Annotated in this window: 17 protein-coding genes and 1 pseudogene; 8 read left to right on the forward strand and 10 right to left on the reverse strand. The window is 71.0% G+C overall.

The features are described from left to right. The first annotated feature begins 407 nt into the window (after positions 1-407). The gene (locus KUF83_RS24020; RefSeq protein WP_217456906.1) at positions 408-857 is read left to right on the forward strand and encodes a PTS glucose transporter subunit IIA; all 450 of its coding nucleotides are present in this window, start codon (positions 408-410) and stop codon (positions 855-857) included. A 78-nt stretch (positions 858-935) separates the two neighbouring features. Continuing rightward, positions 936-2606, forward strand: coding sequence for a phosphoenolpyruvate--protein phosphotransferase (gene ptsP / locus KUF83_RS24025; RefSeq protein ID WP_217456912.1), 1671 nt, complete (start codon positions 936-938; stop codon positions 2604-2606). 82 nt (positions 2607-2688) lie between these two features. Here ptsP and KUF83_RS24030 read toward each other — a convergent pair whose 3' ends face one another. Together KUF83_RS24030 and KUF83_RS24035 are read right to left on the reverse strand one after the other, a co-directional pair. After that, entirely contained in the window at positions 2689-3585 is an 897-nt protein-coding gene (locus KUF83_RS24030) for a hypothetical protein (protein WP_217456914.1), read from the reverse strand. A gap of 200 nt (positions 3586-3785) precedes the next feature. Continuing rightward, positions 3786-5753, reverse strand: a complete 1968-nt coding sequence (locus KUF83_RS24035) for an acetoacetate--CoA ligase (protein ID WP_217456916.1) — start codon at positions 5751-5753, stop codon at positions 3786-3788. Positions 5754-5966: 213 nt separating this feature from the next. Between KUF83_RS24035 and KUF83_RS24040 the strand changes: the two genes are divergently transcribed. Further along, complete coding sequence (locus tag KUF83_RS24040) at positions 5967-8327, forward strand: glycoside hydrolase family 31 protein (RefSeq protein WP_217456917.1); 2361 nt, start codon at positions 5967-5969, stop codon at positions 8325-8327. An 89-nt stretch (positions 8328-8416) separates the two neighbouring features. Here KUF83_RS24040 and KUF83_RS24045 read toward each other — a convergent pair whose 3' ends face one another. Both KUF83_RS24045 and KUF83_RS24050 read right to left on the reverse strand, forming a co-directional pair. Beyond that, positions 8417-8953: an NUDIX domain-containing protein gene (locus KUF83_RS24045; RefSeq protein WP_217456918.1), complete on the reverse strand. Its 537-nt coding sequence runs from the start codon at positions 8951-8953 to the stop codon at positions 8417-8419. Between the two features lie 47 nt (positions 8954-9000). Beyond that, positions 9001-9810 (reverse strand): M15 family metallopeptidase, encoded by an 810-nt coding sequence (locus tag KUF83_RS24050; RefSeq protein ID WP_217456919.1) that lies wholly within the window; start codon positions 9808-9810, stop codon positions 9001-9003. 301 nt (positions 9811-10111) lie between these two features. On the opposite strand from KUF83_RS24050, the gene KUF83_RS24055 reads away from it, so the two are divergent. The 5 genes from KUF83_RS24055 (at position 10112) to glpK (ending at position 16105) form a co-directional block, all read left to right on the forward strand. Continuing rightward, positions 10112-10537, forward strand: coding sequence for a Zn-ribbon domain-containing OB-fold protein (locus KUF83_RS24055; RefSeq protein ID WP_217457109.1), 426 nt, complete (start codon positions 10112-10114; stop codon positions 10535-10537). Further along, on the forward strand, positions 10534-11724 hold the full coding sequence (locus KUF83_RS24060) for a lipid-transfer protein (protein ID WP_217456920.1): 1191 nt from the start codon (positions 10534-10536) through the stop codon (positions 11722-11724). The genes KUF83_RS24055 and KUF83_RS24060 overlap by 4 nt, the downstream gene beginning before the upstream one ends. Before the next feature lie 114 nt (positions 11725-11838). Continuing rightward, entirely contained in the window at positions 11839-13473 is a 1635-nt protein-coding gene (locus KUF83_RS24065; RefSeq protein ID WP_217456921.1) for a GGDEF domain-containing protein, read from the forward strand. Positions 13474-13832: 359 nt separating this feature from the next. Next, the gene (locus tag KUF83_RS24070) at positions 13833-14558 is read left to right on the forward strand and encodes an MIP/aquaporin family protein (RefSeq protein WP_217456922.1); all 726 of its coding nucleotides are present in this window, start codon (positions 13833-13835) and stop codon (positions 14556-14558) included. 35 nt (positions 14559-14593) lie between these two features. Then, positions 14594-16105 (forward strand): glycerol kinase GlpK, encoded by a 1512-nt coding sequence (gene glpK, locus KUF83_RS24075; RefSeq protein ID WP_217456924.1) that lies wholly within the window; start codon positions 14594-14596, stop codon positions 16103-16105. A 206-nt stretch (positions 16106-16311) separates the two neighbouring features. Here glpK and KUF83_RS24080 read toward each other — a convergent pair whose 3' ends face one another. The 6 genes and pseudogenes from KUF83_RS24080 to KUF83_RS24100 all read right to left on the reverse strand — a co-directional run bounded on the left by KUF83_RS24080 (position 16312) and on the right by KUF83_RS24100 (position 21801). Further along, positions 16312-16917: an ATP/GTP-binding protein gene (locus tag KUF83_RS24080; RefSeq protein WP_217456925.1), complete on the reverse strand. Its 606-nt coding sequence runs from the start codon at positions 16915-16917 to the stop codon at positions 16312-16314. Next, positions 16898-17296 carry a hydantoinase B/oxoprolinase family protein gene (locus tag KUF83_RS42065; RefSeq protein ID WP_254644307.1) on the reverse strand — a complete coding sequence of 133 codons (399 nt, stop codon included), beginning with the start codon at positions 17294-17296 and terminating at the stop codon, positions 16898-16900. Before KUF83_RS42065 ends, KUF83_RS24080 begins: the two co-directional genes overlap by 20 nt. Before the next feature lie 9 nt (positions 17297-17305). Then, positions 17306-17692, reverse strand: a pseudogene (locus KUF83_RS42070) (hydantoinase/oxoprolinase N-terminal domain-containing protein); the annotation flags it as partial. Between the two features lie 270 nt (positions 17693-17962). Continuing rightward, positions 17963-18358, reverse strand: coding sequence for a DUF742 domain-containing protein (locus KUF83_RS24090; RefSeq protein ID WP_217456928.1), 396 nt, complete (start codon positions 18356-18358; stop codon positions 17963-17965). A gap of 9 nt (positions 18359-18367) precedes the next feature. Continuing rightward, positions 18368-18808: a roadblock/LC7 domain-containing protein gene (locus KUF83_RS24095; RefSeq protein WP_217456930.1), complete on the reverse strand. Its 441-nt coding sequence runs from the start codon at positions 18806-18808 to the stop codon at positions 18368-18370. Continuing rightward, positions 18805-21801: a nitrate- and nitrite sensing domain-containing protein gene (locus KUF83_RS24100; RefSeq protein ID WP_217456932.1), complete on the reverse strand. Its 2997-nt coding sequence runs from the start codon at positions 21799-21801 to the stop codon at positions 18805-18807. Before KUF83_RS24100 ends, KUF83_RS24095 begins: the two co-directional genes overlap by 4 nt. Between the last annotated feature and the right edge of the window lie 182 nt (positions 21802-21983).

Raw genomic sequence — 21983 nt, forward strand, 5'->3', positions numbered from 1 at the left:
GATTTTTGGCACGCTGTTGAGTTCTCAAGGAACGGACGCTTCCTTCGTACTCACCCTCTCGGGCTTTCCTCCGGGCGCTTCCCTTCGTGTTCCCAAACTCTATCAGTGAATTTCCGTCCCTCTGACCACCGCTCTGCGGACATGCAGAACGAGACCCGAGATGGGATCTGACAAGTTGGGTGCTGCCAGACAAGGAGCGTGCAGTCGCATCGCTCAGCCCCAGGCAGGAGTACGACAGTACATGGGGCCCCGGAGCGGGCGCAAATCGTTTGCGCTGTGCGCTACGACCCCCAACCGGGTCCTCTGGCGCGGAACCGTCACTTCATATGACTTACGCTGCTCAACAGTGCGCCGTCCGGGACAGGCAGTGACGGCCCATATGAATCACCGCCCCTGGGAGGCTTCCCATGACCACCGTGACGTCCCCTCTTGCAGGACGCACCATCGGACTCGCAGCTGTACCCGACCCGGTCTTCTCCGGGGCCATGGTGGGCCCCGGCACCGCGATCGACCCCGTTCGGGAGGCGTCCGAAGCCGTTGCCCCCATCGACGGCGTTGTTGTCTCCCTCCACCCGCACGCCTTCGTCGTGGTCGACGACCAGGGTCACGGAGTGCTGACGCACCTGGGTATCGACACCGTTCAGCTCAACGGCGAGGGCTTCGAGTTGCTCGTCAACAAGGGCGACTCCGTGACGCGAGGTCAGGCCGTGGTGCGTTGGGACCCGGCTGCCGTGGAAGCGAGCGGCAAGTCCCCCATCTGTCCCGTCGTGGCACTCGAGGCCACAGCCGAGGCCCTCTCGGACGTCAGCGTGGACGGCGACGTGAAGGCCGGCGACGCTCTCTTCAGCTGGCACTGATCCCATCGCCGTCAGTGACGGCAGGCACAGCACAACATCTCGGCGGCAGGGCCCGCCGCTCTATCGGAGACGGGTGACATGGAGACAACGCTGCGAGGCGTCGGCGTGAGCCACGGTGTGGCGATCGGCGAGGTTCGGCATATGGGAACGGCGGTACTCGAGCCGCCTGCCAAGCAGATACCGACTCAGGACGCGGAGCGCGAGCAGGGGCGTGCCCGCAAGGCCGTCGAGGCCGTGGCGGCCGACCTTATGGCCCGCGGCAATCTGGCGGGCGGCGAGGCCCAGGCGGTTCTCGAGGCCCAGGCCATGATGGCCCAGGACCCCGAGCTCATGGCCGATGTCGAGCGGCGTATCGCGGTCGGCAGCACGGCGGAGCGCGGCGTGTACGACGCGTTCGCCGCGTATCGCGCTCTTCTCGCGAACGCCGGTGAGTACCTGGCGGGGCGCGTGGCGGACCTCGACGACGTGCGGAACCGTATCGTCGCCCGGCTGCTCGGCGTTCCGATGCCGGGTGTTCCCGACAGTGACGAGCCGTACGTCCTCATCGCCCGTGATCTCGCGCCGGCCGACACGGCTCTGCTGGACCCGACGCTGGTCCTCGGTTTTGTCACCGAGGAGGGCGGGCCGACCAGCCACAGCGCGATCCTGGCGCGAGCTCTCGGCGTACCGGCCGTAGTGGCGCTCCCCGGAGCCGGTGAATTGGCCGAAGGCACGATGATCGCCGTGGACGGCAGCACCGGCGAGATCTTCGTGAACCCGAGCGCGGAGAAGAAGGCCGAGATGGAGGCTGCGGCGGCTGCGCGCAAGGCGGCGCTCGCGGGGTCGACCGGGCCCGGTGCGACGTCCGACGGTCACAAGGTTCCGCTGCTCGCCAACATCGGCGGTCCCGCGGACGTTCCGGCTGCGGTGGAGGCCGGTGCCGAGGGCGTGGGTCTGTTCCGTACCGAGTTCCTCTTCCTCGACGACAGCAAGAACGCGCCGTCGGAGGAGAAGCAGGTCGAGGCGTACCGGCAGGTGCTTGAGGCCTTCCCCGAGGGGCGGGTCGTGGTGCGGGTGCTCGACGCGGGCGCCGACAAGCCGCTGGAGTTCCTGACGCCGGCCGACGAACCGAACCCGGCGCTGGGCGTACGCGGTCTGCGGTCCCTCCTCGACCACCCCGACGTGCTGCGTACGCAGTTGACGGCGCTGGCGAAGGCTTCCGAAAGCCTGCCCGTCTACCTCGACGTCATGGCGCCGATGGTCGCGGACCGTGCGGACGCCAAGGCGTTCGCCGACGCGTGCCGTGCCGCGGGCCTGCAGGCGAAGTTCGGTGCCATGGTCGAGATTCCGTCGGCCGCCCTGCGGGCGCGGTCGATCCTGCAGGAGGTCGAGTTCCTGTCGCTGGGGACCAACGACCTCGCGCAGTACACCTTCGCCGCCGACCGCCAGGTGGGCGCTGTGTCCCGGCTCCAGGATCCGTGGCAGCCCGCGCTGCTCGACCTGGTCGCGCTGTCCGCCGAAGCGGCCGGAGCCGAGGGCAAGAGCTGTGGCGTCTGTGGCGAGGCAGCTTCGGACCCGCTGCTGGCATGTGTGCTGACCGGTCTCGGCGTCACCTCTCTCTCCATGGGCGCGGCGTCGATTCCCTACGTCCGCGCGACGCTGGCCAAGTACACGCTGGCGCAGTGCGAGCGGGCCGCGGCGGCCGCTCGTGCCTGCGACAGCGCCGAGGAGGCGCGCACGGCGGCTCAGGCGGTTCTGTCCGGCGAGTAGTGGCGGGTACCGCGCGCTCGTCGGCGCGCGGTGCCTGTGGTCGAGGGGCGCTCCACCGAAGGGTGGGGCGCCCCTCGTGTGTTCAGTGGGTGTGGGCGGTCGTGTGCCCGTCGTCACCCAGATCCGGTGGTGCGCAGTAGTCGACGCCCGACTCCGGGGAGACGAGGTCGCCGGACTCGACGTCCGTGCAGTAGGCGTCGAAGACTTCTCCGGCGGTGAGTGCTTCGAGCCCTTCGCCCCGCAGGCGCCAGCCGAAGACCCGGTCGGTCGCCTGGGGTGTGCTGGTGCGCATGACGAGGCCGCCTGCGCTGCGGGTGGCGATGCCGAGGGCGAGGACGGTGGTGAATTCGAGGGCCTCGGCCTCGTCGAGATGCGGCGTCCCGTGCTGGTCGTCGTCGGTGCGGAGGACGGCGACGAGCGTCTCGGGCTCTGTGGAGACGCTGCAGACAAGGTGCCGTTCGCCCGGGCCCGTGGCCTCGAGGATGCGGACGACCAGGTCCGAGGCCCGTACGAACGCCGCTCGGCCGATGTCCTCGCCGCAGGAGGCGCAGCTGCCGATCCGGGACAGGAGCGTGGTCGCGTACTCCCAGGTGGCCTGGCGGACGGCTTCGTCGACGAGGTGGGGGACGAGGTCGTCGAGGGCCTGGCCCTCGTAGGGAACGGTCGCGCCTGTGGCGGCGAGCTCCGCCGTGAAGCGGGTGCGGCTGGACGCGGTGTCGGCGTCCAGGTCGTGCTCGGCGCAGAACTGGGCGTACTCCTCGGGGTCGAAGAGTGCCACGGTGGTGTGGCCGCCCTCCGACGCGAGGGTCCGGAGCAGGGTCTCCACCTGTTGGAGATAGCTCGCGTGGTCGTCGAAGGCGAAGGTGCGGTAGCGCCGCCGCATCGCCGTGAAGTCCTGTTCGTCGGTCAGCAGGCCGATTGTTCCGGCGATTTCGCGGCGCAGGACGCGTCGCATGGTCCGGTGCTGGGTGTGCGCCATCTTTCCCCCTGTGCGCAGTGATCAATGCTCACTCACCGTAACCGTCGCCACTGACAATGCCCTCGCGGCTTGTGGCGCATGTATGGAGATTGATCTAAATGCGCAGGTCAGAGGCGTGTCTGCTGTCTGGCTGCGTAAGGGCGCCGACCTCGGACGGTGACGTCGTCGCGGGGATGCGTCCGAGGCTGTCGGCGGGGTGGTCAGGCGCGTTCGTGAGCCAGTTTCTCGTAGAAGCGGAGCAGGTCGAGGTTGTCGACGGAACCGGGGTTGACCGCCTTTTCGAGGGACGTGCCCTGGAGGAGGCGTTTGACCGGGACCTCGATGCGCTTGCCGGTCAGGGTGTGGGGCACGCCGGGGACCTCGATGACCTCGTCGGGGATGTGGCGCGGTGAGAGATGGTCCCGGATGGTCTGCTTGATGCGGCCGAGGAGCGCCTCGTCGAGCACGGCTCCTGGAACGAGGTGGACGAAGAGAGGCATCCAGTAGCCGCCGTCGGGCTGTTCGATGCCGATGACAAGGGATTCGCGGATCTCCGGGAGGCGCTCGACCGCTTCGTAGATGTCGGCCGAACCCATGCGTACGCCCTGGCGGTTGAGCGTGGAGTCCGAGCGGCCGTGGATGACGACGGAGCCGCGGGAGGTGACGGTGATCCAGTCACCGTGGCGCCACACTCCGGGGTACGTGTCGAAGTAGCTGTCGTGGTAGCGGCTGCCGTCGGGGTCGTTCCAGAAGCGGATCGGCATGGACGGCATGGGGTTGGTGACGACGAGCTCGCCGACCTCGTCGGTGAGGGGTTCGCCGTTCGGGTCCCAGGACTGGAGGTCGGTGCCGAGGCCCGGGGCCTGCAGTTCACCGATGTGCACGGGGAGGGTGGGGACGGCTCCCGCGAAGCAGGAGCACACGTCGGTGCCACCGCTGACGGAGGCGATCCACAGGTCGTCGCGCACCTCGTCGTGCAGCCAGCGGAATCCGTCGGGCGGCAGGGGCGAGCCGGTGGTCGCGACGCACTGGACCTTGGAGAGGTCGAAGTCGCGGGAGGGGTGTACGCCCGCCTTGCGGCAGGCCATGACGTACGCCGCCGAGGTGCCGTACAGGGTGGCGCCGGTGCGTTCGGCGATGCGCCACTGGGCGCCGATGTCGGGATGGCCGGGGCTGCCGTCGTACAGGACGATCGTGGTGCCCGTCAGGAGGCCTGAGACGAGGAAGTTCCACATCATCCAGCCGGTGGACGTGTACCAGAAGAAGCGGTCCTCGGGTCCCAGGTCGCAGTGCAGACCGAGCTGTTTGAGGTGCTCGACGAGGATGCCGCCCTGGGACTGGACGATGGCCTTGGGGAGACCGGTCGTGCCGGAGGAGTAGAGCACCCACAGGGGGTGGTCGAAAGGCACCTCTTCATAGAGGGGCATTACGTCCGTGGAGGTGAGGGCGGACCATTCCAGGGCGCCTTCGGGGGGCTCGGTACCGAGGAGCGGGATATGGACGACGGCGCGCAGGGTGGGCAGTTCGCGGCGCAGTTCGGCGACGGTGTCCCGGCGGTCGTGTTCCTTGCCTCCGTAGCGGTAGCCGTCCACCGTGAAGAGGACGACGGGCTCGACCTGCTGGAAACGGTCGAGGACGCTGCGTGCGCCGAAGTCCGGGGCGCAGGACGTCCACACTCCGCCCACGGCGGCGGTGGCGAGGAGGGCGACGACGGCCTGGGGGACGTTCGGGAGGTATCCGCTGACGCGGTCTCCCGGCCGTACGCCGAGGGAGCGGAGTTCCGCGGCCAGGGAGCCGACCTGCCGGCGCAGTTCGGACCAGCTGACCGGGATCGGTTCGTGGGTTTCGTCGACATACAGGAGGGCCGGTTCGTCCGCTCGGGTGTCGGCCGCTCGCAGGGCGTGCTCGGCGTAGTTGACGGTGGCTCCGGGGAACCACTGGGCTCCGGGCATGGAGCGGTCGGCCAGCACGCGCGCGTAGGGGGCGGTGAACCGTACGTCGAACCACTGGGTGACGGCTTCCCAGAACGTGTCCAGTTCGTCCACGGACCAGCGGTGCAGGGCGGCGTAGCCGCCGTCGGCGGGGGCTCCGTGGTGCTCGGCCGCCCAGGTCTGGAATCGGGTGATCTGCGCCCGGTCGATGCGTTCCCTGTCGGGCTGCCAGAGCGGCGAGGGGTTCGATGAGGTCATGGGGCGGCTCCCGGACTGCGCGCGTCGTGTGCGTGTACCGCGCACGTGCTGGGGTGTGCGCGTCACGCGGCTGAGACGGACGATGCCATGTGATCGACTTCCGCACCAGGGCGGGCGCCACATAGTCCGGCTCGTGAAGATGTGGTCCAACCATGGGTGAACGGAAGTTGAACGACCCGCTGAACGGCCCCTCGGAATGGCAGGCTGAACAGCATGGACGGTCGTGACCTGGTGCGTTCGGTGAAGGCAGTCGGTTCGGCGGGGGCGGCCCAGGGCTGGCTCACCGTGCGGGCCGCGTGGCGCAGGAGGCGTACCGACGCCTCGGGGCTGCCGGCGCGCGGCGCCGAGCGTGCGCGGGTTCCGGGGGCCGTGCTGTCCGTGGAGTCCGCGCCCGGCGGCGGAGTCGTCCGGTTCGCCCGGTCGCGGCTGCGGATAGCCGTCGCGGTCAACGGGGCCGTCTTCTGGGGCTGGGACGGGGCGGAGCCCGGGCCTTCGTACGCGCTCGCGGGTGAGGCTCCCGAACCGGACCCGCGAGCCGTCCTGGAGCCGGACAAGGACGGTGCGTGGCGGGTCGTGGCGGAGCGGATGACGGTGGTCGTGTCCCGGCACGGCGCCGTGGAGGTGCTCACGCCGGGCGGGGTGAGCCTGCGGCGCGATCTGCCGCCGCGCTGGTGGGAGCCGGTCGGCGGTGGGCAGGCGCGCTGGATGCAGCGGTCCGAAGTGGCCGCGGACGCGCGGTTCTTCGGTCTCGGTGGGCGTGCGTCGGGGCCCCGGCTGCGCGACGGGACGTACCGGCTGTGGAACACCGACCCCGGACGTGCCTTCGGTCCCGGTGACGACCCGCTGTACCTGACCATGCCGGTGCAGATGGTGGTGGCCGACGCGGCCACGCACCTCGTGTTCCACGACAGCGCCTGGGACGGCTCCGTGACCCTGCGCGAGGGCGAGGAGGGCGCCGGGTCCGGGCACGACCGGGCCGGGACGAGCGAACTGCGCATGGACGGCGGCCCACTGCGCTGCTGGGTGATGGTGGGTACTCCCGCGCGCGTGCTGCAGACCTGGGCGTCGCTGACGGGTGCCGCCGCGCTGCCGCCGGCCTGGGCGCTGGGGCACCACCACTCGCGGCGCTTCGGGAACGAGCAGGAGGTGCGGCGGATCGTGGGCGGGTACCACGAGCGTGGGCTGCCGCTGGACGCCGTGCACCTCGGCATCGACCACCTCGACGCACAGCGCGTGTTCACGGTCGACCAGGACCGATTCCCGAAGTTGCCGGTGCTCGCGGAGGAGTTGCGCCGGGACGGGATCCGGCTGGTGTCGAGCGTGGAACCGGCGGTCAGGGCCGAACCGGGATACGCCGTGTACGACAGCGGGGGCGCCGAGGACGTGTTCGTGCGGGACCCCGCCGGGCAGGTGGTGCGCGGAGTCGTCCGTCCCGGCGAGGTGGTCCATCCGGACTTCACGCGCGCGCGTACGCGCCGTTGGTGGGGCGGGCTCTACGAGGAGCGGCTCTCTCACGGGTTCGCCGGCTTCTGGCACGACATGAACGAACCGGTGTCCCTCACGGCCTTCGGCGAGGCCACGCTGCCCCGTTCGGCGCGGCACGACCTGGAGGGCCGCGGGGGCGACCACCGTGAGGCACACAACGTGTACGCGCTCGGCATGACCCGTGCGGCCTACGAAGGGCTGCGGGAACTGGCACCCCAGGAGCGGCCGTTCCTCTTCTCTCGCTCCGGGTGGGCCGGAATGCAGCGCTACGGGGGGACCTGGTCCGGTGAGGTCGCCACGGGGTGGCCCGGCCTGCGGGCGTCCCTGTCGCTGGTGGTCGGTCTCGGTCTCTGTGGAGTGCCGTACTCGGGGCCCGACGTGGGCGGCTCCGGCGGGAGCCCCTCCCCCGAGATGTATCTCCGGTGGCTTCAGCTGAGCGCCTATCTGCCGCTCTTCCGTACCCACGTGGGCCTTCGTGCGGAGCGGGGGGAACCGTGGGAGTTCGGTGACGAGATCCTCGGGCACGCGCGCGTGGCGCTCGTCGAGCGGCGCCGGCTTCTGCCGTACTTCATGACGCTGGCGCATCTGGCACGGCGGACGGGTGCGCCGTATGTGCGGCCGATGTGGTGGAACGCCCCGGAGGACAGGGCGCTGCGCGACTGCGAGGACGCCTTCATGCTCGGCGACTGCCTGCTGGTGGCGCCGGTCCTGGATCCCGGTGCCGACCGGCGGGCCGTGCAGCTGCCCCGGGGCCGCTGGTACGACGCGGTGACCGAGAAGGCGTACGAGGGGCCGGCGCAGGTACTGATCGACGCCCCTCTGTCGCGGATTCCGGTGCTGGTCCGTGCGGGCGCCGTCCTGCCCGTACGCGGCGACGACGGGGCCGTGGAGCTGGAGGTGTGGGCGCCCGCCCGCGGGAGGACCGGGGGCGGGCTGGTGGTCGCCGACCGCGGGGACGGCTGGGAGGAGCCGGAGATCGAGCGCTATGTGACGCGTCGGACCGGTAAGCGCGTGGTCGTGGTGCGGGACGGGGAGGACGGCCCGGGTGAGCCGTCGCTTCCCGTACGGGTGCGGGGACTGGGTGCCTGATCGCGGGGCACCGGAGGGGCTCGTCGGCGCCGGAGGGGCTCGTCGGTTTCCGGGGCCGCCGACGGGCTCTCACCGGGCCCTGGGAGCCGTCAGACGTACCTGCCCTCGAACCACGCCCGGACCGCCACGGTGTGCAGCGGAAAGGCGAGTTCGGCCGCTCCCCGCAGCAGGTGCCAGCCCTCCGTCTCGTCCATCGCGACAGACGGCGGGAGGTCGGTCGCGGGGCGCTCCGGGAGAGCCCCGAAGAGCAGCAGGTGACCGTCGGGTGAGCTCAGGGCGTCGACGAGCCGTACGTCGCGGCTCGCCGCGGCGATGCCCGTCTCCTCCTTGAGCTCACGGACGACGGCCTGCCGCCAGTCCTCCCTGTGGTCGATGAACCCTCCGGGCAGGGCGACGCCCCCGCGCGCGGGGGCGATGGTTCGGGTGATGACGACCAGGGCCGCGCCCTTCGTGTCGTACACGGGCTGCAGGGCCACCGCGACCGGCAAGGGGTTGCGGTAGGCCGTACGACCGCAGGAGGCGCAGGCACGGGGCCAGCCGGAGACGCCAGCTCCGTAGGGCGCGCCGCAGCTCGAACAGTGGGAGTCCGGCGCGGAGTTGGCGGAGGGGATCTGGGTTGGAGACACGCCCGGGACTGTATCCGATCATCACAAGGGTGTTTTCGCGGGCCGTCTCAGTGGGACGTGACGAGGGATTTCGCCGACACGGGGAAGTCGAAGTACGTGTCGGGGTAGGCCTCGGGCTTGAAGGTGAAGTGCCACCACTCCTCGGCCAGGTTCACGAGGCCGAGGCCTTCGAGGGTGTCCTTCAGGAGGAGTCTGTTGGCGCGCTGCTGCCCTTGGACGCGCGGGTCGAGCGTGTGCGACAGGGTGTCGAAGCAGTCGTAACCCGTGCCCATGTCCACGGAGTTGTCCGGGAAACGCTCCTGCTGGGGCGCGAAGCAGTGCACGAGGGGCTCTCCGGGGACGTACGGCCGGGTGGGCTTCGCCGGGAGCTTCACGAGTGTGAGGTCCATGGTCGAGCCGCGGCTGTGACCGGACTTCTCGGCGATGTAGCCGTCCTCGAACAGGCGGGTCTTGTCGACGTTCGGGTAGAACTCGCCCTTCATGGTCTGGTCGTCGAGGTCCTCGGCCCAGCGCACGAAGTGGTCCACGGCGCGCTGGGGCCGGTAGCAGTCGTACACCTTCAGGGAGTAGCCCTGGCGCAGCAGTCGTTGCTGGGCCGTGTGGAGGGCTTCGGCGGCGGGCCTCGTGAGGATGCAGAGCGGCTGCCGGTAGCCGTCGATGCGCTCGCCCACGAAGTTGTGCGGCGTGAAGTAGCGCATTTCCTGGATGATCGTGCGGTCCACTGATCTCAGGGACACGAAGTCCTCGGGGGCCTTCGGCTCGGGCGTCGCCGTGGCGGTCGCGGAGGCTGCGGTGACGGTCAGCAGGGCGGCGAGCGAGGTGACGAGGCCGCGTACCGCCGTGGAGAGTCGGGTCATGACCCCTGCGTCTATCAGGTGAAGGTTCCCCGAGGGAAGTGATCGGATACGGTCCGCGCCCGATTCGGCCGACCCGGCCGGGCTTCGGGAGAGCGCCGGGCGGGGCCCGGTGGCGAGGGACGGCCGGAACCACCCCCGTGGGCCCCGGCCGTCCCTACCGATACTCCGACGCTCAGGAGACCTGAGCGGTTCTCGGTGGCGCACTTCGGCGCACTGCCCAATCGGCGTGGCCCGTGGCAGACTTCTGACGTTCCGTCAGATCCACTGCCGTGGAGGGGCCTTGTCACGCACTCGTACACCCGTGGTCACCGGCTGGTTCACCGGCGAGGGGGACGGCTTCCGGCTCCTCGGCACACGGTGCTCGGCCTGCGCGTCCGTGTTCTTCCCCCGGGAGGACGTCTTCTGCCGCAACCCGGGCTGTCCGGGCGGTGAGCTGGAGGAGGTGCCGCTGTCGAGGCGCGGCCGCATCTGGTCCTACACCGACAGCCGGTACCGGCCGCCGTCACCGTATGTGTCCGATCCGGAACTCGAATGGCGGCCCTACGCGTTGATCGCAGTGGAACTGCGGCCCGAGCGCCTGGTGGTGCTCGGACAGACGGTCCCCGGGATCTCCGTCGCCGATTTGACGGTGGGCATGGAGGTGGAGGTCGTCCCCGGCGTGCTGAGCGAGGACGCGGAGACGACCTGGACGACCTGGCACTGGCGGCCGACGGGGGTGACGGCATGACGGACGACGTGGCGGTGCTCGGCGCGGGCATGCACCCCTGGGGCAAATGGGGGCGGGGATTCGCCGAGTACGGGACGGTGGCCGCACGCGCGGCGCTGTCCGACGCGGGGGTCGACTGGCGGGAGATCGGCTCGATCGTCGGCGCGGACACCGTCCGTGGCGGCTATCCGGGGTATGTGGCAGGAGCGACGTTCGCCAGGGCTCTGGGCTGGCAGGGAGCCAGGGTCACGAGCGTGTACGCGGCGTGCGCGTCGGGGGCGCAGGCCGTCGGCGCGGCACGGGCACAGATCCTCGCGGGCCTCGCGGACGTGGTCCTGGTGGTGGGTGCGGACGCGGCGCCGAAGGGGTTCTTCCGGCCCGCGGGCGGGGACAGGGCCGACGATCCCGACTGGTTGCGGTTCCGCGTCCTGGGGGCGACGAACCCGACGTACTTCGGGCTGTACGCGCGCCGGCGGATGGCCTTCCACGGAGACACCCTGGAGGACTTCGCACAGGTCAAGGTGAAGAATGCGGCCATGGGGGCACTGAACCCGAACGCCCGCTACCGCAAGCGGGTCACGGCCGAGGAGGTCGCCGAGTCGGCCGTGGTGGCCGATCCGCTGCGGCTGCTCGACATCTGCGCCACCTCGGACGGCGGGGCGGCGCTGGTGCTGTCCAGCATGGAGTTCGCCCGCCGGCACGGGGTGGCGGCACCGGTGCGGATCCGCGCGGTGTCCACGGTGACACCGCGCTACCCCAACACCGTGCTGGACCTGCCCGACATCGCGACGGACTCCGCGGTCGCGGCGCAGCCCCCGGCCGCCACGTTCCGCGAGTCGATCGCGCGGGCCGCCTACGAGGAGGCGGGCATCGGCCCGGAGGACCTCTCGTTCGCCGAGGTCTACGACCTGTCCACAGCCCTGGAGTTGCAGTGGTACGAGGACCTGGGGCTGTGCGGCGAAGGAGAGGCGGCCAAGCTCCTGCGGGAGGGTGCCACGGCGCTGGGCGGGCGCATACCCGTCAACGTGAGCGGCGGGCTCTCCTCCTTCGGAGAGGCCGTCCCCGCGCAGGCCATCGCCCAGGTCTGCGAGCTCACGTGGCAGTTGCGGGGTGCGGCGGGCGACCGGCAGATCGCGGGCGCCCGGGTGGGAGTCACCGCGAACCAGGGGCTGTTCGGGCACGGATCGTCGGTGATCGCCGTCAGATGACGTGCCGGGCCGTCCACGAAGGGCTCCGTGCACTCTGTGTGATCGGCCGGGAATCGTGCGTGAACAGCTCGTGAACTGCCCTTGGGCGTGATCGCAGAGGGCCATCATGCTGCCGTGCCCTCCTGGACGGATACTCTCCGCTTCGCCTTCCAGCCCGTCGTCAACCTCACGACCGGAGGGGTCGTGGCGCTGGAGATACTCGCCCGTCCCGAGTCCGGCGACGTGCTCGCGCAGGCCCGCCGGGACCCCGAACTCGACGGCCTGCTGGCCGCGTCGGCGATCCGGTCGGCGGCCCGTCAGGAGACGTTGCTGCCGCTGCACGTCAACGTGTTCGCCGGGACCCTCGCCGATCTCGGTCGCCTGGCGGCGCTGCGGGACGCGGTGCGCGGGGCCGGGCGCCTGCCGTGGGAGGTGACGGTCGACGTCGGTCCGCCCTTCACCCATGTGCCGCATCGGGCGCTGGTCGAGTCGGTGACGGCGTTGCGGGACGAGGGCTTCCGGATCTGCGCGGACGGCATCGGTGACGGGGACGTGCCCCTGCGCGTACTGGCGGACCTGGCACCCGACCTGGTGAAACTGGACGCGTCGCTGCTGTCACGGCCGGCGGTGGTACGGGCCATGCGGACCCTGAGCGAGCAGCTCGGCGCGCTGCTGTCCGTCGAGGGCGTGGAGACCGAGTCGCAGTGCGCGGCGGCGCTGTCGGCGGGTGCACAGCTCGCGCAGGGCGATCTGTTCGGGCCTCCCGCCCGCAGACCGGCTGCGGATGTCCACGTGCCGGTCCTCTCCCCCGTCCCCACGCTCGCACGGCCCGACGGTCCGCCCGTACGGCAGTTCGTACGGGCTGCCGCGCTGCTGCCCGCCGACGTGTCCGCGGGGCGGGTGCGGGCGTTGCTGACGGGCTCGCCGGACGTGTCCGGGGTGGTGCTCGTGGACCGGGCCGGGGTGCCGGTGCGGTCGGTGCACCGTTCGCGGTTCCTGCTGTCGATGTCGGGGCGCTACGGGCATGCCCTGTACGCCGATCGTCCGGCTGCCCGGCTCGGCGATCCGCCGCGCACGGTCGGCGTCGACGCCACCGCGTGGGAGGTCCTCGACGTGGTGGCGGACGGGGAGCGGGACCGCACGTCGGACGACGTGGCCGTCGTCGACCGGCACGGGCGGTGTGTGGGCGTCGTACGGCTGGCGGATCTCGTACGGGCGCTGTCGGAGAGCCGTGTCGAGGAGGCGGCCGGGCTCAATCCGCTGACGCGGCTGCCCGGTTCGGACGCCATCACCGAGGAGGTGGACCGCAGGATCGCCGAGGGCCGGCTGTTCGCGCTGAGTTGGCTGGACGTCGACGGATTCAAGCAGGTCAACGACAGTGCCGGGTTCGCCGCGGGCGACGAACTGATCCGAGCGGTGGGGCGGGCGCTGCAGGCGGCCGCGGCCGGGGACACCCGTGTGGGGCACATCGGCGGTGACGACTTCCTGGTCCTGGCGGATCCGGCAGGGCTCGATGCGCTGGCCGGGTCGGTGCTCGACACACCCTGGTCGGCGGGAGGGCCGGCCGTCACCCTGTCCCTCGCGACCGTGCTGTGCGCCCCGGGGAGCGTGACCGACCACCGCCAGGCGGCCGCGTGTCTGGCCCCCCTCAAGAAGGCCGCGAAGTCGCTTCGGGGCGCGAGCTGGGTGCTGGGCCGAGCGGGAGCGCCGGGGCACGAGATCCGACGCGGGTCGGGGGCCGCGCCCGAGCCGGCCGGAAGCCGGGCGTAGAGCCCGGACGGCCCTGAGGGTCCTCACGGCACCGGGTCGGCCGGTGGCCGCTCACGGCCTGCCGAAGGTGCGGGCCCGAACCGTTCTCGCCCGCGACCTTGACGCTCCCACAGTGCCGGTGAACACTTCCGGGTGTCAGTCGGCATCGCCGCATTCCGGCGTATTCAGGCACTGCGCCGCGGGCTCTCGTCCGCGCCAACGGGCCATCTCCCAGGGGCGGTTCGACTGCGACGGCACGCTCGTCACGGACGCCGGGCGGGGCGCGGGTTCTCCCTGCCTTCCGGCTGAAGTAGCCATGGGAACGCACCCTGCACGGTGGACCGGGGCGAACCGCTCCGGGCTTGGGCCTAGGAGCCGCCATGAGCAACGGAGACATCTTCGTCGGTGAGGTCATCGGCACAGCGATTCTGATCCTCTTCGGCGCCGGAGTGGTCGCCGCCGTCGTACTCAACTACTCCAAGGCGAAGGACGCCGGCTGGGTCGTCATCGCGTTCGGCTGGGGCTTCGGCGTGCTGGCCGGGGCCTACACCGCCGCCCCGCTGTCCGGCGGACACCTCAACCCGGCCGTGACGGTCGGCATCGCCATCGACACCGGGGACTGGGACAAGGTCCACCTCTACGTGGCCGGGCAGATGGTCGGCGCCTTCCTGGGCGCGGTGCTGTGCTGGCTGGTCTACTTCGCGCAGTTCCAGGCCAATGCCGAGGAGGAGATCGCGCAGCCGACGCTCGGGATCTTCTCCACCGCGCCCGCGATCCGCAACACCGTGGCGAACCTCGTCACGGAGATCATCGCGACGATCGCGCTGGTCCTGCCGATCCTCGCCTTCGGTCTGACCGAGGGGCTCGGCGAGTCCGGCACCGCGATCCTGATCGTCTCGTTCCTGGTGGTAGGCATCGGCCTGTCCCTCGGCGGCCCGACGGGGTACGCCATCAACCCGGCCCGTGACCTGGGTCCGCGCATCGCCCACGCGATCCTGCCGATCCCCAACAAGGGTGGATCGGACTGGAGTTACTCGTGGATCCCGGTGGTGGGGCCGCTGATCGGCGCGGTGCTGGCCGGGCTCATCTTCAACGTGGCCTTCTAACGCGGCCTTCCGCAGAACCCGACGAAGGGGACGTCATGACGGACAAGTTCGTCGCCGCAATCGACCAGGGCACCACGTCCAGCCGCTGCATCGTCTTCAACCACGACGGCGCGATCGTCGCCGTCGACCAGCGTGAGCACCGCCAGATCTTTCCCAAGCCCGGCTGGGTGGAGCACGACGCCACCGAGATCTGGTCGAAGGTGCAGGCGGTGGTCGCGGGTGCGCTCGCGAAGGCCGGGCTTCGCGCCGACCAGCTCAGCGCGCTGGGCATCACCAACCAGCGCGAGACGACGGTCCTGTGGGACCGCGCCACGGGCAAGCCCGTCCACAACGCGATCGTCTGGCAGGACACCCGTACCTCCGCTCTCTGCAACGAACTCGGCGGCTCGGACGGCCAGGACCGCTTCCGCGAGCAGACCGGACTGCCGCTGGCCAGCTACTTCTCGGGACCCAAGGCGGCCTGGCTGCTCGACAACGTGCCGGGACTGCGGGCCCGGGCCGAGCGCGGCGAGATCGCCTTCGGCACGATCGACTCCTGGCTGATCTGGAACCTCACCGGCGGCACCGACGGCGGCAAGCACGTCACCGACGTGACCAACGCCGGGCGCACCATGCTGATGAACCTCGAATCGCTCCAGTGGGACGCGTCCATCCTCTCCGCGATGAACGTCCCGGAAGCGGTCCTCCCCGAGATCAGGTCCTCGTCCGAGGTGTACGGAACGGCCGTGGGCCAACTCGCCGGAGTTCCGGTGGCGTCCGCGCTGGGCGACCAGCAGGCGGCGGTGTTCGGACAGGCCTGCTATGACGTGGGCACGGCCAAGAACACGTACGGGACGGGCAGCTTCCTGCTGCTCAACACCGGGAACAGGCCCGTGCCTTCGAAGAACGGCCTGCTGACGACCATGGGGTACAAGATCGGCACCGAGGCGCCCGTCTACTGCCTGGAGGGCTCGATCGCGATCACCGGTGCGCTGGTGCAGTGGTTCCGCGACCAGCTCGGCATCATCCGTACCGCCGACGAGATCGAGACCCTGGCGGCGAGCGTCGACGACAACGGCGGTGCGTACATCGTGCCCGCGTTCTCGGGGCTGTACGCGCCGTACTGGCGCTCCGACGCCCGGGGAGTCGTCACCGGTCTGACCAGGTACGTCACGAAGGGGCATCTCGCGCGGGCCGTCCTGGAGGCGACGAGCTGGCAGACGCGCGAGGTGGTGGACGCCATGTTCCAGGACTCCGGGGTGCAGATCACGACCCTGAAGGTGGACGGCGGCATGACCAAGAACAACCTCCTCATGCAGCACCAGGCGGACGTGCTGGACGTGCCGGTGATCCGTCCGAAGGTCTCGGAGACGACCTGCCTGGGAGCGGCGTACGCGGCCGGCCTGGCGACCGGGGTGTGGAACGACCTCGACGAGCTGAAGTCGCACTGGCAGAAGGACGTCGAGTGGACGCCCTCCATGGAGGCGCCGGCCCGCGACCGGGAGTACCACAACTGGCGCAAGGCGGTGGAGAAGAGCTTCGGCTGGCACGAGGACGCCCCGAGCTGAGCCGCGCCGTCGTGCTCCACGCGCGCGTGCCGCCCTTGTAGCGCGTCGCGCGCGTGGGGCCCTGACGGCGCACGCCTCGCAGGTGCGGTCCGTGTGCCGTGCCTGAGGCTGCGGCCCGTACCCCTGTCGGCGGGGGTACGGGCCGCGCTCGTGCCGTGCGGGGCGGCCGCCTTCGGGCCGGGGCTGCCCTGCCGCGGCCGCGTGTCTCAGGAGGTGACGGCCTGGCGGCGGTCGGCGGCGTACGCCATCGCGTGCTTGACGACCTCGATGAGGACTTCCTTGACCGACTCCCGGCCGCGCGCGTCGCACAGGACCACGGGGACCCCGGGGTCGAGGTCGAGGGCCTGGCGGACGTCGTCGACCGGGTAACGGGGTGCGCCCTCGAAGCAGTTGACGCCCACCACGAAGGGTATGGAACGCCGCTCGAAGTAGTCGACGGCGGCGAAGCAGTCCTCCAGACGGCGGGTGTCGGCGAGCACGACGGCACCCAGGGCCCCGGTCGCGAGCTCGTCCCACAGGAACCAGAAGCGGTCCTGGCCGGGCGTCCCGAAGACGTACAGGACAAGGTCCTCGCGGAGCGTGATGCGGCCGAAGTCCATGGCGACCGTGGTGGTGTGCTTGCCTTCCACACCGCTCGTGTCGTCGATGGGACGGCCCGCCTCGGTCAGCAGCTCCTCGGTGCGCAGCGGCTTGATCTCGCTGACGGCGCCGACCATGGTGGTCTTGCCCACGCCGAAGCCGCCCGCCACGAGGATCTTGAGGGTGACGGGCTCGATCGGGGCCTTGCCGCGTTCAGTGCGCCCGAAGATCATCGGTCTCTTCTCCTGCTTCAGTGGTGTCACGTGCTTCGGTGGTGCCGCGTGCTTCGGAGACGTCGCATGCTACGGCGGTCTCGTGCGCTTCGGCCGTGTCGTGCGGTGGCGGGCCGTACCCGCCACCGCCGGGTGTCTCGATGACCAGGACGTCGCCGGGCACGACCGACGCCGTGCCGCTCCCGGCGAGTTCGGTGACCGTGCCGTCCGCGTGCTCCACACGGTTGGCGCCCAGTGCCCCCGGCTCGCCGCCGCCCATGCCGCAGGGCGGGACCCTGCGGTGCTGCGGGAGCGTGGAGACGGTCGTAGTACTGGTAGCGCGCTCGTTGCCGAAGGTGACGTTGTTCGTGGTGCCGGAGCCTTCGGCCGGTACCCGCAGAGCACCTGGGAGGGGGCCTGCGAGGGCGTCCGGATCGGGGGCGCGCAGGACGGTGCCGTCGGCGGCCATGCGTTCGTCGGCCTCGATGACGCGTTCGTGGAGCAGCGCGGGGAGTTCGATCTCGCGGGCGAAGATCTGCGGTCGGTTCCGGTGGTCTATGCGCAGCGCGTCGCGAATGCCCGGCGTGACGACGAGGAGCGTGCGTTCGCCGGTGCGTTCCAGGAGGGCGTTCGCGGCGACGGTGGTGCCCATGCGGACGGGTTCGACCGGTGGACCCTTGCGGTGTTCCGGCTCCGGAGTGAGGAATGTGCGGATGAGCAGCCGGCCGTCGGGGCGCTGCGCGACGACATCCGTGAAGGTGTCGCCGCGGTCGGCCCAGAACTGCCAGCCCCTCACATCTGTCTCCCCGATGTCGCGCTGCTTCGACTGTGGGCCCGAAACGCCGGTCGACGATCGGTCGGATCATATCGGCGCCGGCGGTCCCGGCGACCGCTGCCCGGCCGCCCGGCTCGCGGGTGCGACGACGCCCGGCGTCGGTACCGACGGGCGGTTCGTCCACCTGCCGGAGACGGCCACGGAAGCGCTGCGGATGCCCCGTCGCCCAGGCCTCCGGGCCCGTCGCCCCGGTCGACGAGCCCGGAGGCCGGGGCCGGCCGGGCCTCCGGTTCACAGGGCCCGGAGGCCGCTGATCACGTCTCGCAGGATGCTCTCGTCCGGCAGCTCGGCCGGGGGTACCGGACGCGTCACATGGACCAGCTCGTCGGCCACGAGGTCGCCGATGAGGACGCGTACGACCCCGATGGGCAGGTCGAGTTCGGCGGCGAGTTCGGCGACCGACTGGGGGGTGTCACGGCAGAGTCCGACGATGTCCACGTGTTCCGGGGACAGGGAGTGGTCCGCCTCCGGGTCGTCGGCGTGCTGTTGCGCCACCACCACCGCGATGAGGTCGAGGCGGTGCTGCCCCACGCTGGTGGTACGGCCGCGCGTCATGGCATACGGACGGACCACCGGTCCGGCCTCGTCGTCGAACCAGTGGGACATCCCCTGACCGTCTCCGCTCATGCCCTCTCACTACCCGCCCGAGGACAGTTCGGTGCGCGGGGCCGCCGCGAGATGTGCGCCGACCCGCTTCACCAGCAGGGTCATCTCGTACGCGACCTGCCCGACGTCGGAATCGGCGTCCGAGAGGACGGCGAGGCAGCTGCCGTCGCCCGCCGCCGTGACGAACAGGAAGGCCTCGTCGAGTTCGACGACCGTCTGCCGGACACTGCCCGCCTCGAAGTGGCGGCCGACGCCCTTGGCGAGGCTGTGGAATCCGGAGGCGACGGCGGCCAGATGTTCGCTGTCCTCCCGTGTCAGGTCACTGGAGACCCCCGTGGGGAGACCGTCTCCGGAGAGCACGAGTGCCTTGCGGATGCTGGCGACACGCGCCACCAGGTCGTCGAGGAGCCAGTTGAGTTCCCCCGTCGCCGTGCTGGTCGTGGTGTGGCCGGGGGCCTTCGGTGCGGTCATCGACCGTCTCCCTTAGTCGTTCCTGGTGCTGTGCCGTCCTGGGCCTCGTCGCCCGCGGCGTTCTCCACGCGACCGCGCTGCCAGCCGCGCTGGAGCGAGGCCATCCGGCTGCGTACCTCGTCGGCGTCGCGCTCCGTGGGGTCCGTCGTGCGGGCCGCGTCGCGCGCGGCGCGGCGGTCGGGCCCGTCCTTCAACTGGGGTGCGAGATTGGCCTGCCGAACCCGGCGGGGCAGCGCGCCCGTGCCACCCGCACCCGGGGCGGCGGGGCGGGAGCCTCCGCTGTCTGCGGGGGAACCGGGACGGGTACCCCCCGGTTCGATTCCGCGACGCGATCCGCGCTGCGGCAGGACAGGGGCTTCGCCGCCGTCCCCGGCTCGCGGTCCGCGCACGGGCGCTCTGCCGGGCTCGGCGGCCCGGCCTGTCGGCGCGATGCGCTCACCGTCCCGGTCGCTGTCACGATCCGCGGCCGGGCGGAGTTCGCGGTCCGCCGGTCCGCTGCCCGCGGGCCAGTCGTCGGACGGCCCCCGGCGGGCGGCGCGCGAGTCCCCGGCCTCACGGCGTGCGGGCCCACGCCTCGCGCCCCTCGACCGCTTCGGCAGCTCTTCGAGCACGCCGGAGCGCTCGGCTGTCTCCTGGGCCGACTGGGGCAGCTCCGTGACCTCGCCCGTGTCGGCCCGGTCCGTCGCCTCGTCGCGTCGCGGTTTGGTCTGCGTCACGGGGCGCCCGTGCGAGCTGACGAGCTTGGGAGCACGTCGGTGCGGCAGCGGCAGCGGGCCGCCGGACCGGTCTTCGTCGTCGGCGGAGCGCGACGGCTCTCGCACCTCGTCCCCCGGCACCCCGGCGATGGAACGGCGGGGGCGGAAGATGCCGCCCCGCTCGCCGTCCTCGTCGTCGAAGGCACCCGGGAAGCCTTCGAGGGCGTCCAGGCCGACGGGCGCCTCCAGTTCGACCGGTCCGTCGAGAAGCGATGGCGAAAGACCCGGCAGCGTGACCGGCACCTGGGACAACGCCGCCTTGCGGTCCTCGTCGCCCTCGATGTCCGAGCGCTTCGGGGACAGCGCCCGGTCGAGCCGGAACCCCACACCGTTGGTGTCGGGCACGTCGTCCGAGAGCAGTGCGTCCGGCACGAAGACCACGGCGGTCGTCCCGCCGTACGGGGAGGGCTGCAGGGAGACGCGTACGTTCTGCCGCTGGGCGAGCCGGCTGACCACGAAGAGACCGAGCCGGTCGGTGTCCGAGAGCTCGAACTCGGGAGTCTCGGCCAGCCGGAGGTTGGCGTCGAGGAGCGCATCGGCGGCCATACCGAGTCCGCGGTCGTGGATCTCCAGTGTGAAGCCGTTGGCGACGCGCTCACCGAGCACCTGTACCGCGGTGTGGGGCGGCGAGAACACCGTGGCGTTCTCCAGGAGTTCGGCCACCAGGTGGGTGAGGTCGGCGACGGCGGAGCCGGTGACGGCCATCCTCGGCAGCCGCCGCACCTCGATGCGCTCGTAGTCCTCGACCTCGGCGACGGCGGCGCGTACGACGTCCATCAGCTGAACGGGTTTGCGCCACTGCCGGGAGGGGGCCGCGCCGGAGAGGATCACCAGGCCTTCGGCGTGCCGGCGCATACGGGTCGTCAGGTGGTCGAGACGGAAGAGGTCGGCGAGTTCGTCGGTGTCCTCGGTCCTGCGCTCCATGGTGTCCAGCAGGGTGAGCTGCTTGTGCAGCAGGACCTGGCTGCGGCGGGCGAGGTTCACGAAGACCTCGGAGACTCCGCTGCGCAGTTCGGACTGCTTGACCGCCGCCTCGACGGCCGACCGCTGGAGGATGTTGAGTGCCTGGCTGACCTCGCCGATCTCGTTCTTCTCGTACTCCAGGCGCGGCACTTCGGTCTCGACGTCGACCTGTTCGCCCGCGGAGAGGCGGCGCATCACGCTGGGCAGCCGGACCCCGGCCGTCTCGTGGGCCTCCTGGCGGAGCCGGCGCAGGTCCCTGATGAGGCCGCGGCCGATGCGTACGGACATGAAGAGTGAGACCAGCAGCGCGGCGAGGCCGAGCACACCGGCGACGGCGGCCTTGACGATGACGCCGACCGCGACGGGGCGGACCCGGTCCTGGAAGCGGTCGCCCGCCTGGGTGTCGAGTCGGTCGAGGCCGTCGAGGACCTCGTTCGCGAGGCCGTCCCAGCTCTTGGCGGTGACGCCGCGGGGGGCGGTGCCCGGCGTGGAGGCGAGGACGGACTGCTCGGCCACGCGCAGGGGCGCGGTGGAGGCGTTCTTCCAGTAGCGGTCGTACCGTGCGCGCTCCGTGGAGGGCAACTGCGGCAGGTTGATGTCGTACATGAGCGTGCGCTGGGCGATGAGGTCGGAGATGTCGCGGGCCTCGTCGCGGGTGACGCGGCCGACGACGAGCGCGGAACCGAGTAGGGCGTCCTCACGCGCGAGCAGCTCACGGGCGCGCGACATGTTGACGAGGGCGCGGCTCTGCTTGTCCACGTCCACGTTGTCGAGGACCTGGAGGTTGGCCAGGAGGATGTAGCAGGGGTCCACCAGACGGTTGTAGAGGTGGAGGGCCGCGTCGCGGCCGACGGTGCCGTCCTCGACGGTCTGGCGCAGCGACCCGATGCCGTCGAAGGCGTCAAGGATCGCGGCGAGGCGCTCGGTGGCGTCGGCGCTCATCTCGTCGCGTACGTCCGCGTCCTTGGCGTTCCTGCGGATCTTCGACACGACCTCGTCGGTGGCGGTCCGGGTACGGCGCAGGTCTGCGAGGGCGTCGGACGCCCGGGGGTCCGCGAGGTAGACGAGGGTCTGGCGGCGCTCGTCCTGGAGCACGCTGATGACATCCTCGGTGGGATACCCGATCTCCTGGACGACGAACGTGGTGTCGAACAGGTGGTTGACCTCGCGTCCCGTGAGCACGGTGGCGAAGCCCCAGATCCCGGTCAGCGAAACCAGCGGCACGAGAAGCAGCGCCACGATCTTCCGGCGGATGGACTTCCCGCGAAAGCGCATGGCCTCCCCCAGCTCGACCCCCGCAGGCCGGGGGCACACATGTACGTCAACAAACGGCGTGAGCCTACTACCGACACACAGGTATCTCGAAGACCTGTCCGGGCCGTCTCGGTCCGCGTCGGGAACAAGACATCCGCAGTTGTCCGTTCATTGGGGGAGATTGCCTCCCCGAATCCGACACG

The organism is Streptomyces sp. BV286, from assembly GCF_019090165.1.
In the GTDB taxonomy this organism is placed as follows: Bacteria; Actinomycetota; Actinomycetes; order Streptomycetales; family Streptomycetaceae; genus Streptomyces.